The 13,839-nt window shown below is 68.9% G+C and carries 13 protein-coding genes and 1 pseudogene; 9 read left to right on the top strand and 5 right to left on the bottom strand.

What is annotated here, in order from left to right; all coding sequences use genetic code 11:
- Positions 1 to 475: pseudogene (locus ACTHL4_RS17060) on the top strand (hypothetical protein); the annotation flags it as partial.
- Between the two features lie 27 nt (positions 476 to 502).
- On the opposite strand, the gene ACTHL4_RS17055 reads toward ACTHL4_RS17060, so the two are convergent.
- Positions 503 to 1,081, bottom strand: coding sequence for a hypothetical protein (locus ACTHL4_RS17055; RefSeq protein ID WP_440283962.1), 579 nt, complete (start codon positions 1,079 to 1,081; stop codon positions 503 to 505).
- A 312-nt stretch (positions 1,082 to 1,393) separates the two neighbouring features.
- Positions 1,394 to 2,011 (bottom strand): TMEM165/GDT1 family protein, encoded by a 618-nt coding sequence (locus ACTHL4_RS17050; protein WP_440283961.1) that lies wholly within the window; start codon positions 2,009 to 2,011, stop codon positions 1,394 to 1,396.
- Between the two features lie 296 nt (positions 2,012 to 2,307).
- On the opposite strand from ACTHL4_RS17050, the gene ACTHL4_RS17045 reads away from it, so the two are divergent.
- From ACTHL4_RS17045 to ACTHL4_RS17035, 3 genes are read left to right on the top strand one after another with little or no spacing between them, the layout of a single operon-like run.
- Positions 2,308 to 4,122, top strand: coding sequence for a biotin--[acetyl-CoA-carboxylase] ligase (locus ACTHL4_RS17045; RefSeq protein WP_440283960.1), 1,815 nt, complete (start codon positions 2,308 to 2,310; stop codon positions 4,120 to 4,122).
- A complete protein-coding gene (locus ACTHL4_RS17040) occupies positions 4,119 to 4,796 on the top strand; it encodes a response regulator transcription factor (protein WP_440283959.1) in 678 nt (225 codons plus the stop codon). The genes ACTHL4_RS17045 and ACTHL4_RS17040 overlap by 4 nt, the downstream gene beginning before the upstream one ends.
- 6 nt (positions 4,797 to 4,802) lie before the next feature.
- Positions 4,803 to 5,789, top strand: a complete 987-nt coding sequence (locus ACTHL4_RS17035; RefSeq protein ID WP_440283958.1) for a sensor histidine kinase — start codon at positions 4,803 to 4,805, stop codon at positions 5,787 to 5,789.
- Between the two features lie 47 nt (positions 5,790 to 5,836).
- On the opposite strand, the gene ACTHL4_RS17030 is transcribed toward ACTHL4_RS17035, so the two are convergent.
- Entirely contained in the window at positions 5,837 to 6,325 is a 489-nt protein-coding gene (locus tag ACTHL4_RS17030; RefSeq protein ID WP_440283964.1) for a GtrA family protein, read from the bottom strand.
- 58 nt (positions 6,326 to 6,383) lie between these two features.
- Between ACTHL4_RS17030 and ACTHL4_RS17025 the strand changes: the two genes are divergently transcribed.
- Together ACTHL4_RS17025 and purE are read left to right on the top strand one after the other, a co-directional pair.
- Positions 6,384 to 7,565 (top strand): 5-(carboxyamino)imidazole ribonucleotide synthase, encoded by a 1,182-nt coding sequence (locus ACTHL4_RS17025; RefSeq protein WP_440283957.1) that lies wholly within the window; start codon positions 6,384 to 6,386, stop codon positions 7,563 to 7,565.
- Entirely contained in the window at positions 7,562 to 8,077 is a 516-nt protein-coding gene (gene purE / locus ACTHL4_RS17020) for a 5-(carboxyamino)imidazole ribonucleotide mutase (protein WP_440283956.1), read from the top strand. Before ACTHL4_RS17025 ends, purE begins: the two co-directional genes overlap by 4 nt.
- Here the strand turns inward: purE and ACTHL4_RS17015 are convergent.
- Positions 8,074 to 9,255, bottom strand: coding sequence for a nucleotide sugar dehydrogenase (locus tag ACTHL4_RS17015; protein ID WP_440283955.1), 1,182 nt, complete (start codon positions 9,253 to 9,255; stop codon positions 8,074 to 8,076). The two genes, purE and ACTHL4_RS17015, sit on opposite strands and share 4 nt — an antisense overlap.
- Before the next feature lie 64 nt (positions 9,256 to 9,319).
- Here ACTHL4_RS17015 and ACTHL4_RS17010 point away from each other — a divergent pair, with 64 nt between their 5' ends.
- The 3 genes from ACTHL4_RS17010 to ACTHL4_RS17000 all read left to right on the top strand — a co-directional run bounded on the left by ACTHL4_RS17010 (position 9,320) and on the right by ACTHL4_RS17000 (position 12,485).
- Complete coding sequence (locus tag ACTHL4_RS17010) at positions 9,320 to 10,327, top strand: LLM class F420-dependent oxidoreductase (protein WP_440283954.1); 1,008 nt, start codon at positions 9,320 to 9,322, stop codon at positions 10,325 to 10,327.
- Positions 10,328 to 10,446: 119 nt separating this feature from the next.
- Positions 10,447 to 11,256, top strand: coding sequence for a hypothetical protein (locus ACTHL4_RS17005; RefSeq protein ID WP_440283953.1), 810 nt, complete (start codon positions 10,447 to 10,449; stop codon positions 11,254 to 11,256).
- 59 nt (positions 11,257 to 11,315) lie between these two features.
- Positions 11,316 to 12,485 carry an acyl-CoA dehydrogenase family protein gene (locus ACTHL4_RS17000; protein ID WP_440283952.1) on the top strand — a complete coding sequence of 390 codons (1,170 nt, stop codon included), beginning with the start codon at positions 11,316 to 11,318 and terminating at the stop codon, positions 12,483 to 12,485.
- Between the two features lie 16 nt (positions 12,486 to 12,501).
- Here ACTHL4_RS17000 and ACTHL4_RS16995 read toward each other — a convergent pair whose 3' ends face one another.
- Positions 12,502 to 13,755, bottom strand: a complete 1,254-nt coding sequence (locus tag ACTHL4_RS16995; RefSeq protein ID WP_440283951.1) for an LCP family protein — start codon at positions 13,753 to 13,755, stop codon at positions 12,502 to 12,504.
- Positions 13,756 to 13,839: the final 84 nt, after the last annotated feature.

Raw genomic sequence — 13,839 nt, 5'->3', positions numbered from 1 at the left:
CGCGGAGTGCGATCTGGATCACGACACCGACTACGACCCCGCAGCGGGTGAACCCGGTGAGGGTGCGACGCATCCGGACAATGTGCACGTGATGCATCGCGGGCACCACAATGCGAAGACGGGCCGGTTCTGGCGAAGTCGACAGCACCGGGACGGGTCGATCAGCTGGCAGACGCTGACCCGACGTCTGCGGACGACGCCTTTCGACCATCATCGTCCCGATGACCAGGCGGCACCGGTGGTGAGCGCGGCCGAGCAACAGGTCGGGATCCGGTTGGCGTTGTGCCGCGAACACGACGTCGTCCCCAACGTGTTCACCGACCTGGCCGACCTACGACTGATCCATGACACCAGCCCGCCGCCGGATCCGCAGACGGATCCGCAGACACGCCCCAAGCCGCCCGGACGGGTGCACCTCTTCCGCCACCGCGGCGAGGTCCGCATCGAATTCCCCGAGCCACCCCCACCATTCTGAGCGTGCGTGATGTGGCGGCCGCCGCTGCTAGCCGGCGACGTCGGCCGCCTCCCTCCACACCTGCCGAAAGCCGGCCACGGACGCCGGTCGCTCCGACGGGTCGTGATGTGTTGCGGCAGTGGCGATCTCGCAGGCCGGGTGATCGGGGTGTCGCTCGAGCAGGAAGATCTGGACCATCCGAGCCAGGTTGAACACCGTCGTCCGGGCGTCAACGGTCGCGCCCGCCGTCAGTTCCTCAGGTGCCATGAACCGCGTCGACCCCGGTAGCCTGCCCACCCGGTTGACGTACGAGCCGTGCTGATAACACTCGAAATCCATCACCTTGACGGTGCGCGATCGGAAGTCGTACATGAGACATCCGTCGTAGAAGTCGCCGACCACCCAACCGGCGTCGTCGAGTCTCACGTGCACATCGATCACGGAATCGAGCGCCGCGATGATTTCGCGCACCGGCAATGCCTTGAACCGGTTGAACGCCTGATCGGGGTCATCACGCAGTTGCGCTGGTGCGCGAAGCAATTCGCCGCCGAACCACTCCGACACCAGCAGGACGCCCTCTGCGGTATCGACCATCCGCTCCATCGGAATGAGCGCCGGATGCACCACCGCCGTGCACACGGCAGCTGACCGCTCGAGCGCAGCTGAACGCTCTGCCCGCCCGGCACCGCCGGAGTTCGGGGCGTCGAGCCCAGGCGTCTTGACGAACCAACGGCGCCCGGACACGTCCCGGATGCCGTACGAGATGTGGCCGGAGTCCTGGGTGCGGGCATCGAAGACGGCGAAGACCTCACCGATGCGGTTCACCACGTCCGTCAGCGACTCTTCGGTGCTTTCCCTGGCGACAGACACGTGCTCATCATCGACCATGGTGCGGTCTGCACGGCTGGCTGCGGGCATCGAGGACGGCGTTGAGCCTCCTCAGCCGCGGATCGCCGACACCGCACTGGCCACACCGAGCACGACCATGACGACGGCCGCCACCCGGGTGATCCACACGATCGGTAGGAACTTCAGCAAGGTGCGGCCACCGAGGATGGCGAGCAGCGCGACCAGCCACAGGCCGAGCGTGGCGCCGATGCCCACTGACAACGGGTCGTGGTATTTCGCCGCCAGGTTGGCGGTGAGGATCTGGGTGAGGTCACCCCACTCGGCGACGAAGATGACGCCGTAGCCGAGGGAAGCGACCTTGAGGAAGCCGGCACCGTCGAACGTGCCGGACATGGCGTCGGCGCTCTCTGCCTCACCTTCGGCCTCGACCTCGTCCTGATGGGCGCCTTCCCGCCAGATCAGCCAGGCACCGAGCAGGAACAGTGCTGCCACGACGGCTTCGAGCACCTGGCCGGGCAGCAGGCGCAGCAGCTGGCCGGCGCTGACGGCGATCACGACGTGGGTGAGGAACGCGGCCGCGATGCCGGTGAACACCCACGGCCACGGGAAGCGCGTGCCGAGCACGAGACCGGCGACGGCGCTCTTGTCGGGCAACTCGGCCACGAAGGCGAGAGCGAAGACGGTGACGATGATTCCGAGGTCGAGCACGGGGATCCTTGGCTTCGGGGCCGATCCGCCGTGCCGGGCACAAAAAAAGGACGAGCACGTCGAACCGGCAGCGGGTAGCTGGCATGGTTCGAACGTCTCGTCCGGTCACGGTCGGTGACCCCGGACACCGGGCGGCGCACCGCCAGTATGTCGACATCCGGTCGAGGGACTACTCCCGTTCGGCCTCCAGGCTAACGGCCGGACGTCCTCAGCGCACATCCGAGCCGCTTCGCGGGGACGACGCGGACAGCGACGGCGTGACGGGCCCGGGGAACACGGCGACTAGCCTGGGTGACGTGAGCCACTTCCTGGATCGGTCCGAGATCAACGACCGGCTCCGCGACATACCGGGGAACCCGTGGCGTGATGTCGACGTCAGCCCGCAGGTGGCCTCCACCAACGACGAACTCCTGCGCAGTCCGCGGCCGTGGCGCGCACTGGTGACCGACAACCAGGTCGCCGGCCGCGGCCGGCTGGACCGCACCTGGGAAGCACCGGCAGGCACGTCGAGCGCGCTGTCGGCAACCCTGCCGCTCCCGCACGACGCCACTCGGTGGGGGTGGGTCCCGCTGCTTGTCGGCGTCGCCGTACGCCGTGCGGTCCGCGACCTCACCGGCGCCTCGATCGGCCTGAAATGGCCCAACGACGTGCTCGCCCGGCCCGACGCGCGCACCCAGTGGGCCAAGCTGGCCGGCATCCTGTGCCAGGCCACCGGCGGTGCCGAACCCAGCGTGGTCGTCGGCATCGGCATCAACGTGCACCAGGCGGCGCACGAGCTGCCGGTCGAAACCGCTACCTCCCTGCACCTCATCGGGTATGACGTCCGCTGCGAAGACCTCATCGTTGCGGTCCTTCGGCAACTGGCACAGGTGCAACAGGAATGGAATGGCCCGGGAGAGGACGGCGCCTACCGCGCTGCCTGTGTCACGGTCGGCCAGCAGGTGCGGGTCGAACTGTCCGGTGACGAATCGATCACCGGTGCCGCGCTCGACATCGACGACATGGGCCGGCTGGTGGTCGACACCCCCGAGGGACCCGTCCCGCACGCGGTCGGGGACGTCATACACATCCGGCCGGGGGAGCGGGATCTGCTGCCCGAGCCCGACCCGCAGGACCGGGCGGCCTTCGTCGACGCCCTGGAGGAACGCCTGCTCGGGGCGCCGCGTTCCCTGCGCCGGGCGGACATCGCCAAGGGAGCGGGCGTCACCGCCGAGCAGACCGGCCGGCTGTGGCGTGCGCTGGGTTTCGCCAGCGCCCGCGACGAGGACGTGGTCTTCAGCGAGACCGACCGCGAAGCCGTGCGAGCGGTCGCCCGCACCGTCCGCGACGGCGAACTCGACGAGGAGACCGTGCTCGGGCTGGCCCGCGCCGTCGGCCGGTCGACCGATCGACTGGCCATGTGGTCCCTGCAGGTCATCACCGACATGGTCACCGGTCACGACGGCATGGGGGTGGACAGCAGGGTCGCGCGGCTGGCGGCCGAGCGGGCCGTCGACGTTGCTGGCGAACTGACCCCGTTGATCAGTTATGTATGGCGCCGCAAGCTGGCCGTCGCGATCTCGCGGATGATCGCCGACTCCGAGCCGGAGTCGCACATCGGCGTGATCCGGACCATCGGCTTCGCCGACCTGGTCAACTTCACCCAGCTCACCCGGCAGCTGGGCGAACGTGAACTGGCCGCATTGGTGCAGCGATTCGAGTCGCTGGCTTCCGACATCGTCGCGGTGCACGGCGGGGCCGTTGTCAAGACGGTCGGTGACGAGGTGCTCTTCTCGCACACGACCGTCGAGGGTGCGACGGCGATCGCCTTCGACCTGATCGATCAGGCTGCGGCCGACGATCTCATCCCGCGCATGCGCGTCGGGCTGGCGACCGGACGGGTGCTGGCCCGACTCGGTGACGTCTACGGCAACACGGTCAATCGGGCGAGTCGCCTGTCCGGCGCGGCCGAGCCCGGCACCGTGCTCGCCGACTCGGATGTGGCCGCCGCGCTGAGCGCACACGCCAACGTCAGAGCGGTCGCGCGAGAGGCGATCCACCTGCCCGGAATCGGACAAATCACCTCGTGGGTCCTATCCAGGCGTCCAGGAGAACTACTATCGCCACCATGACCCGTGTCTTACTGGCCGAGGACGATCCCGCAATTTCTGAGCCGCTCGCCCGTGCGCTGCGGCGCGAGGGATACACCGTCGACGTCCGTGAGGACGGGCTGGCCGCGTTGGATGGCGCCCAGAGCGGGCCGGACCTGGTGATCCTGGACCTGGGCCTGCCGTCGATCGACGGTCTCGAGGTATGTCGCCGGCTGCGCAACTCCGGCAGTTCCGTGCCGGTGTTGATCCTGACCGCCCGCGCCGACGAGGTCGACACCGTCGTCGGGCTCGACGCCGGCGCCGACGACTACGTCACCAAGCCGTTCCGCCTGGCGGAGCTGCTGGCGCGCGCCCGTGCGCTGCTGCGGCGTACCCCGCCCGAGGAGGCCGAGGCAGCACCCCTGGTGCGGCTGGACGCCGAGGCACGGCGCGCGTTCGTCGGGGACAACGAGTTGCAGCTGACGGCAAAGGAATTCGAGCTCCTGCGGGTGCTCGTCCGCGAGCAGGGCAAGGTCGTGTCCCGCGAGCAGCTGATGCACGAGATCTGGGAGACCGCCTGGCTCGGTTCGACCAAGACGCTCGACATGCACGTGTCCGTGCTGCGCCGCAAGCTCGGCGACGACGCCACCCGGCCCCGCTTCATCACCACCGTGCGCGGCGTGGGTTTCCGTTTCGAACCCACCGGCGGAAGTTAGCCCGCCTTGCGCGCCAGGCTGCTGCGGGCCGGTCCCCGCATCGCCGCACCGGCGGTGCTGCTCGTCCTGATCCCCGCGCTGGTGCTGGTGTCCGCGTGGTGGCACCGCGTGGTCCTGGTGGTCTGTGCCGCGCTCGGCGCCGCCCTGGTGTGGTGGCTGAACCGCCGGGAGGCGGACAGCACTGCGGGACCGGTCGAGGAGCTCACCCGGCGCGCTGAGCGGGCCGAGGACGGTCCGGTCATCTTCGAGCCACTGCGTAGCGGCATCGATGAGATCGACCGGATCTCACAGGTTTTCGAGGGCCGGGCGGCCGAACTGACGGCGACGCTGGCGGCTGAGCGCGAGTTCGCCTCCGACGCCAGTCACCAGCTGCGCACCCCGTTGACGGCGCTGCTGATGCGGCTGGACGAGATCTCGATCAGTGACGACATCGACCAGATCCACGAGGAGGCGACTGTCGGCATCGCCCAGGTCGAGCGGCTGACCACCGTCGTCGACAAGTTGCTGCAGCGGGCGCGAGAGACGCCCTCCGGTCCACTGCCGACGATCTCGCTGGACTCGGTGATCGCCGAGTTGCAGCGTGAATGGCAGCCGGCGTTCGCCGACGCCCGCCGCAGTGTCAAGGTGAGCGGTGAGCGCGGCCTGCAGGTCGTCGCCAGCCGCAGCGGTCTGTCCCAGATCCTGGCCACCCTGCTGGAGAACACCCTTCAGCACGGCACCGGCACGGTCGAGGTGATGGCCCGCCGCAACGGTCCCTCCGTCGTCGTCGAGGTCAGCGATCAGGGCAAGGGCGTCGATGCGGCGATCGCCCCGCACATCTTCAAGCGCCGGGTCACCACGGGCGGCACCGGACTCGGCCTCGCGCTCGCTCGTGACCTGGCCGGCGCCAACGGCGGCCGACTGGAACTGCGCAGCGCGCAGCCGGCGGTCTTCGCGTTGTTCCTGTCCGAGGGTGAGGCGGCGCCGTCGGCGCTGCCACGACACGGCAACTGACGCCGCCGGCGTCGGCCGCCGGCGTCGGCCGCCGGATCAGCGCAGCATCAGTGCGGCTCGCCCTGCAACGGCTCGGTCACTGCCTGACCGGCCGGCTCCCGGGTGAGCGGCTCGTTGCGGAACACCAACTGCTTGTAGGCCCAGAAGCGGATGATCGTGCCCAGGCCGATGCCGAACATCGCATTGAAGTTGAGCCAGAACCTGCCGTTCAGGCCGAGCACGTAGTGCGCGAACGCCACCCACAGCACCGAGACCGCCAGTGCGATGCCGTTGACGACGAAGAACAGCACCACCTCGTGGTGCACCGGCCGGTTGCGCCGATGGCGGAAGGTCCAGTACCGGTTGCCGATCCAGGCGAACAGGGTGGCGACGGTGCCGCTGATGATCTTGGCCGTGGTCACCTTGGTGGGCATCGGTCCGGCAATCAACAGGTTGTACAGACCCAGGTCGATGATGATGTTGATGACGCCGATCACGCCGAACTTGGCCAGCTCGCGCCACAGCGAGCGGACCAGCTCGACCAATCTCGCCCCCATCACGTCTTTCAGCCTACGGGTCCGGGCCTGATGATGGGCTGTGAGGGCTCGCTAGGGTATGCAAGTGACTTCCCCAAGGCGTGCTCCGGGCGGCTTCCCTGTGGTCGGCATCATCGGCGGCGGCCAGTTGGCCCGCATGTGCCAGCCGCCGGCGGTCAATCTGTCCCTCACTCTCAACGTGTTGTCCGAGGGGCCGGACGCCGCGGCGGCGCTGGTCGTGCCCTCGGCGCCGGTCGGCTCGCACCTCGAGATCGACGACGTGCTGGCGTTCGCGAAGGAGTGCGACGTGGTCACCTTCGACCACGAACACGTGCCCGCCGACGTGCTGCAGGCCTTGGTGGCGACCGGGGTGCCGGTGCACCCCAAACCCGAAGCGCTGCGCTTCGCCCAGGACAAGGTCGCGATGCGGGAACGGTTGACCGCCTTGGGTCTTCCGTGCCCGGCGTGGGCGACGGTGCACGACGAGGCGGAGCTGGCTGCGTTCGGTGATCTGCACGGCTGGCCGGTGGTGCTCAAGACGCCACGCGGCGGGTATGACGGCAAGGGCGTGCGGGTGATCGACGCCGCACCGGAGGCCGCCGACTGGTTCGCACGGGGCGGCGCGTTGCTCGCCGAGGAGTGTGTGCCGTTCAGTCGTGAACTGGCGGTCCTCGTCGCCCGCAGCCCCTCGGGCCAGGCCGCGGTCTGGCCCATCGTGCAGACCGTCCAGACCGACGGCATCTGCACCGAGGTGCTGGCGCCCGCGCCCGGCCTCGATCCCTCGCTGGCGGCGGACGCGTCGCAGACCGCGCTGCGGCTCGCCGGTGAGCTGGACATCACCGGCGTCTTCGCCGTCGAGATCTTCGAGATCCCCGGCACGGACGGCAGCGCGCCGTCATACGTCGTCAACGAGCTGGCGATGCGTCCGCACAACAGCGGTCACTGGACCATCGACGGGTCGGTGACCTCGCAATTCGAGCAGCATCTGCGAGCGGTGCTCGACCTGCCGCTCGGGGACGTCGGCCCGCGCGCGACGTGGACCGTGATGGGCAACGTGCTCGGCGGCGACTACGACCAGCTCTACCCGGCCTACCGGCACCTGCTCGCGCGTGACCCGGGCCTGAAGATCCACCTCTACGGCAAGGGCGTGCGGCCCGGGCGCAAGATCGGGCACGTCAATGTGTATGGCGACGACCTGGAGGACCTGCGAGCGCGTGCCCGGCATGCCGCCGACTACCTGGAAGGGACAGTGACCGAATGAGTGCCCCCGTTGTCGGCATCGTGATGGGCAGCGACTCCGACTGGCCGGTGATGCGTGCGGCGGCCGAGGCGCTCGAGGGGTTCGGCGTCCCCTACGAAGCCGACGTGGTGTCCGCGCACCGCATGCCGGCCGAGATGATCGCCTATGGCGAACAAGCCGCCGCACGCGGCATCCGGGTGATCATCGCCGGCGCCGGCGGAGCCGCCCATCTGCCCGGGATGCTGGCCTCCGTGACGACACTGCCGGTGATCGGTGTGCCGGTCCCGCTCGCATACCTCGACGGCATGGACTCGCTGTTGTCGATCGTGCAGATGCCCGCCGGTGTCCCGGTGGCGACGGTCTCGATCGGCGGCGCGCGCAACGCGGGCCTGCTGGCGGCCCGGATCCTGGCCTGCGCTCCGGGTGCCGAGGGCGAGCGGCTGCGGTCGGCGATGTCCGACTTCCAGGTCGAGCTGCGCGACCAGGCGCACGCCAAGGGCGCTGCGCTGCGGGCAGAGGTCGCCGGCGACTAGCTGTCGCTGCCGAACAGGTCTCTGGTGTAGACCTTTTCGGCGACATCAGCCAATTCCTCGGTGCGCCGGTTCGCGACGATGAGGTCGGCCTCGCGTTTGAGCTCGGTCAGGTCGTGGGTGACGCGGGAGCCGTAGAACGTCTCGGCGTCCAGCTCCGGTTCGTAGACCAGCACCTCGACACCCTTGGCCTTGATCCGCTTCATGATGCCCTGCACGCTGCTGGCGCGGAAGTTGTCCGATCCGGACTTCATGATCAACCGGTGGATCCCGACCACCTTGGGACCGTGCGCCAGGATGTCGCGGGCGACGAAGTCCTTGCGGGTCGTGTTGGCCGAGACGATCGCGCTGATCAGCGTCTGCGGCACTTCCTGGTAATTGGCCAGCAACTGCTTGGTGTCCTTGGGCAGGCAGTAGCCGCCGTAACCGAACGACGGATTGTTGTAGTGCTTGCCGATCCGCGGGTCGAGGCCGACGCCCTCGATGATCTGCCGGGTGTTGAGACCGTGCAGCGAGGCGAACGTGTCCAGCTCGTTGAAGTAGGCGACCCGCATGGCCAGGTAGGTGTTGGCGAAGAGCTTGATCGCCTCGGCCTCGGTCGATTCGGTCAACAGCACCGGTATGTCGGTGTCCTCCGCCGCCACGACCAACAGGTCCGCGAAACGCCGGGCGCGGTCGCTGATCTCGCCGACCACGATCCGCGACGGATGCAGGTTGTCGTAGAGGGCCTTGCCCTCGCGCAGGAACTCTGGTGAGAACACGACGTTATCGGTGCCCAGCCGCTTGCGCACGTCGGTGGTGAACCCGACCGGGATGGTGGACTTCACGATCATGGTCGCGGTCGGGTTGAGCTGCGCCACGTCGGCGATGACCCCTTCGACGGTCGAGGTGTCGAAGTAATTGGTGTCCGGGTCGTAGTCGGTGGGTGTGGCGATGATCACGAATTCGGCTCCGTCATACGCCTGCTGCTTGTCGAGCGTGAAGTCCAACGACAGCTGACGATGCGCCAGGTGGTCCTCGATCTCGGGGTCGCTGATCGGGCTGCGGTGCTGTTGCAACAGCGCGATCCGGTCGGCATCGATGTAGAAGGCCGTCACGTCGGCGAAGCCGACGAGCAGTACGGCCATCGACAGCCCGACGTACCCGGTGCCGACTACGGTGATCCTGGTGCGCGTTGACATGGCGCTCACGCTACCGGCTGCCTGTCGCATGCAGGCCCGCAACCCGAGAGGACCACGAGAGTCGATGAAGTTCGGACTGTTCATTCCGCAGGGCTGGCGCTACGACCTGGTGGGCATCGACCCCGCCCGGCACTGGGAGGTGATGAGCGCCGTCGTACGGCACGCCGACAGCAAGCCGGCCTGGGAGTCGGTGTGGGTCTACGACCACTTCCACACCACACCGGAACCGTCCCATGAGGCGACCCACGAGGCATGGTCGTTGATGGCCGGGTTCGCCGCCATCACCTCCCGCGTGCGGCTCGGGCAGATGTGCACGTGCATGAGCTACCGCGAGCCGACCTATCTGGCCAAGGTCGCCGCGACGATCGACCACATCAGCGGCGGACGCATCGAGATGGGCATCGGCGGCGGCTGGTACGAGCACGAATGGCGTGCCTACGGTTACGGATTCCCTTCTGCCGGTGAACGATTGGGCCGCCTCCGGGAAGGCGTCGAGATCTTCCGGCAGATGTGGACGACCGGCTCGGCCACGCTCGACGGCAAGCACTACCAGGTCGACGGGGCGCTGTGCTTCCCGCAGCCGCTGCAGACCACGAGCCCCGCGAACCGGATCCCGATCTGGGTGGCCGGCGGCGGTCCGAAGGTCACCCTGAAGATCGCGGCCCAGTACGCCGACTACACCAACTACTTCGGTGACCCGGAGCAGTTCGCGGCCAAGACCGAGATCCTGCGGGGACACTGCCGGGATGTCGGCCGCGATTTCGACGAGATCACGCTGACCGGCAACACCAACGTGGTGATCGCCGACAACGCGGCGGAGCTGGACGACAAGCTGAGCGCGATCGGCGCACGGATGGTCGCCGGCGGTATGTCGGAGGCCGACGCCACCGCGCACGTGGAAGGTTCCCTGCGCGACCAGGCGACGGTCGGCACCGCGGAGCAGGTCGCCGAGGCGCTGCAGCAGATGCAGCAGGCGGGTCTGTCCTACGCGATCACCTACTTCCCGGACGCGGCATACGACCTGGGCACCATCGAGCGTTTCGAACGCGAGATCATTCCGCAGCTGGCCTGACGGATAACCGCCAGGCCCCGGTCCGCGTCGCAATAGTCTCGCCGGCACCACCGGGAACTGCTACACATCGGCTGTGCGCAGGTGCGGAGGCTGCGCCGTCCGGTGGCGGGAGGTGCACGATGCGGGTCGCGACGACGTTCGAGACTGTCGCCCGGACACGGGATGGCCACGCGCCCTCGCCCGACACCGACGAGCTGCGCCGGCTGCGCCACGCGCTCGGCGGGGCGGCTCGGCCGTTGGCCGGCCTGGAGTTCTGGCAGGACGACGACGCCTGGTGCATGTTCTCGGGCATCGACAATGTCGACTACAACCTGGCGATGCTCGGCGGACCGCACGCCGCGGTCCGGGCCGAGCAAGTGCTCGAAGCGGTGGCCCGACACCGGATCCCGGCCATGGTGTTCCTGCCGCCCGGTGCGGAGGTCGCTGCCGACGTGCTCGCCGCGGCCGGCTGGTCCCACGTGCGCGACGTGCCGTTCATGCGGCAGCACGCCCACCGGTGTGATCGCGATCCGAACGTCCGGGAGTTGACGCTGGACGACATACCGGCCGCGCGTGCCTGCGTGATGGACGCGTTCGGCGGGCCCGAGAGTCTGGGCCGGGCCTTGTTCAACGAGACGGTGCTCAGCCGCGACGACACATGCGGCTGGGGCATCTTCCACCCCGACGGCGAACTGGTCGGCTGCGGCCTCGGCACCATCGGGCCGGGCGCCTTGTGCGCGTGGGGGATGGGGGTGCGTCCGTCGCGGCGCCGCAGTCGCGCCGCCCTGTCGCTGGTGCAGTTCGGCCTGGACGCCGCGGCCCGCTTCGAGCCACCGCGCCCGGTACTCTTCAACGCCACCGAGGCGGGGGAGCGGTTGCACACCGCACTCGGCGCCGAAGTGCTCGAGCGGTGGCAGTTGTGGACCCGCAGGCGGTGGGTGCTGGGCTGACTCGTGGTGGAATGAGTGCCGAACCCGCACCATTGTTACCGACGAGTAGGATTTCGACCGTGAGTGCTGACAACGACTTCGACCTGTTCAAGATCTCCGAGGACCACGAGGCGCTGCGGGAAGCCGTGCGGGCCGTCGCCGAGGACAAGATCGCGCCGCACGCCGCCGAGGTGGACCAGAAGAGTGAGTTCCCGCGCGCGGCACTGGACGCGCTGGTCGCGTCGGACTTCCACGCCCCGCACATCGCCGAGGAGTACGACGGCGTGGGCGCCGACGCGCTGGCGACCTGCATCGTGATCGAGGAGGTCGCACGGGTGTGCGCGTCGTCGTCGCTGATCCCGGCGGTCAACAAGCTCGGCTCGATGCCGGTCATCCTCGCGGCCAACGACGAGATCAAGCACAAGTACCTCCCGCCGGTCGCCCGCGGCGAGGCGATGTTCTCCTACGGCCTGTCCGAGCGAGAGGCCGGCTCCGACACCGCCTCGATGCGCTGCAGGGCGACCCAGGACGGCGACGAGTTCGTGCTCAACGGGCAGAAGTCATGGATCACCAACGCCGGGGAGTCGCAGTTCTACACGGTGCTGGCCGTCACCGACCCCGACGGCGAGCGCGGTCGCAACATCAGTGCCTTCGTGGTGGAGAAGTCCGACGCCGGCTTCGATTTCGGGGAGAAGGAGCGCAAGCTCGGCATCAAGGGCTCCCCGACCCGCGAGCTGCACTTCGACAACTGCCGCATCCCGGCCGACCGGATGATCGGCGACCGCGGCGAGGGGCTGAAGATCGCGCTGCGCACGCTGGACCACACGCGGGTCACGATCGGCGCGCAGGCCGTCGGCATCGCGCAGGGCGCGCTCGACTACGCGCTCGGCTACGTCAAGGAGCGCAAGCAGTTCGGCAAGGCCATCGCCGATTTCCAGGGCCTGCAGTTCATGCTCGCCGACATGGCGATGAAGCTCGAGGCGGCCCGTCAGATGGTGTATGTCGCGGCGGCCAAGTCCGAGCGCGGCGACGCCGACCTGCCGTTCTTCGGCGCGGCGGCCAAGTGCTACCCCTCGGACGTCGCGATGGAGGTCACCACCGACGCCGTCCAGTTGCTCGGCGGTGCCGGTTACGTCGTCGACCACCCGGTCGAGCGAATGATGCGCGACGCGAAGATCACCCAGATCTACGAGGGCACCAATCAGATCCAGCGCATGGTGATGGCGCGCCAGCTGCTCAAGGGCAAGTAGGCCCGGCGAGCCCGGGTCACGAACCCGTCGTGGGGGCGGTCACCGGCCGGTCGTTGTTCAGGTCGTCGAAGAGCTGGAGCGCGCGCGTCTTGTCCCACAACACCGCCGACTGCCCGGCGACGAAGTAGTTGGGGTTGGCGATCGGCACCTGCACCGACACGCCGCCGTTGCTGATGCCCTTGAGCGCCCACATGATCTTCAGCGCCTGGATCGGCGACATGCCCTTGTCGACCGCGACGCCCTTGGCGCCGGCGCTGCCGATGCTCTTCAGCTTCCACGGCAGGAGCAGGTTGCTCGGGCTGGCGATCTTCTTCATCAGTGCCCCGAGGAACTCCCGCTGGTGTTCGGCGCGGGCCAGGTCGCCGGTGGCGAAGGCGTGCCGGGACCGCACATAGCCCAACGCGTTCTTGCCGTCGAGGACCTGGCAGCCCTTCTTGAGGTTGATGTGGGCGTCCTTGTCGTTGACGTCCTGCTTCAGGCACATGCGGACACCGCCGACGGAGTCGACGACGCCGGCGAACCCGCCGAATCCGATCTCCATGTAGTTGTCCATGCGCAGGCCGGACGCCTGCTCGATGGTCTGCACCAGCAGCTTCGGGCCGCCGATGGTGAAGGCGGAGTTGATCTTGCCCTGGCCGTGGCCGGGGATGCTCACCCAGGAGTCGCGGGGGAAGCTGACCAGTGTCGGCTTCCCACTGTCCGGCATGTGCAGCACCATGATCGAGTCGGTGCGCCCGGTGCCGCCGCCCACGCTGCTGCCGCCGGTGCCCAGGGCGCGGCCCTGTGCGCTGGTGAGCCCGGCCCGCGAGTCGGAGCCGACCAGCAGGACGTTGGTGCCCTTGCCGCCGGCCGGTCGGTTGCCGCTGGGCAACGCGTCGACCTTGGTGACCTTGCCCCAGGCGGACAGGCCGGCCCAGACCAGCAGGCCGATCCACAGCGCGATGATCAGCACGATCACGATCAGCACGCGCAGCCAGGTGCGCTTGCGCCGTCTCGGACGCGCCGGGCGTGCCGGGCGTGCCGGGCGCTGCGGGCCTCTGGGCCCACGCGGGCCGGCCGGCATCATCCGGGTCGAGTCGCCACCCGGCTGGGCGGCGGACGCGGCGCTGTGCGGGGCGGTGCTGCGCGGGCCGGGGAGCCGGGCGCCACCGCTGCGGTCCGCGCGGACGGGAATCTCCTGCGGCTCCTGCGCCGGTTGACGGCGCGGCCGAACGGGCCCGCTGCCGCCCTTGCGGGTGTCGATGGTGATCGGCTCGTCGTCGTCTGGCACCGCACGAGGGTAACCCGGCTGCATGGGTGCCACTGTGGATGCGACGTGTAATCTGCCTCGCGTGCCAGCACCCGGACCGCATTC

It is taken from the genome of Flexivirga sp. (assembly GCF_051955415.1).
In the GTDB taxonomy this organism is placed as follows: domain Bacteria; phylum Actinomycetota; class Actinomycetes; order Actinomycetales; family Dermatophilaceae; genus Flexivirga.
The sequence above is the reverse complement of the archived record's forward strand: the minus strand, read 5'-3'. Positions and strand labels throughout refer to the sequence as shown.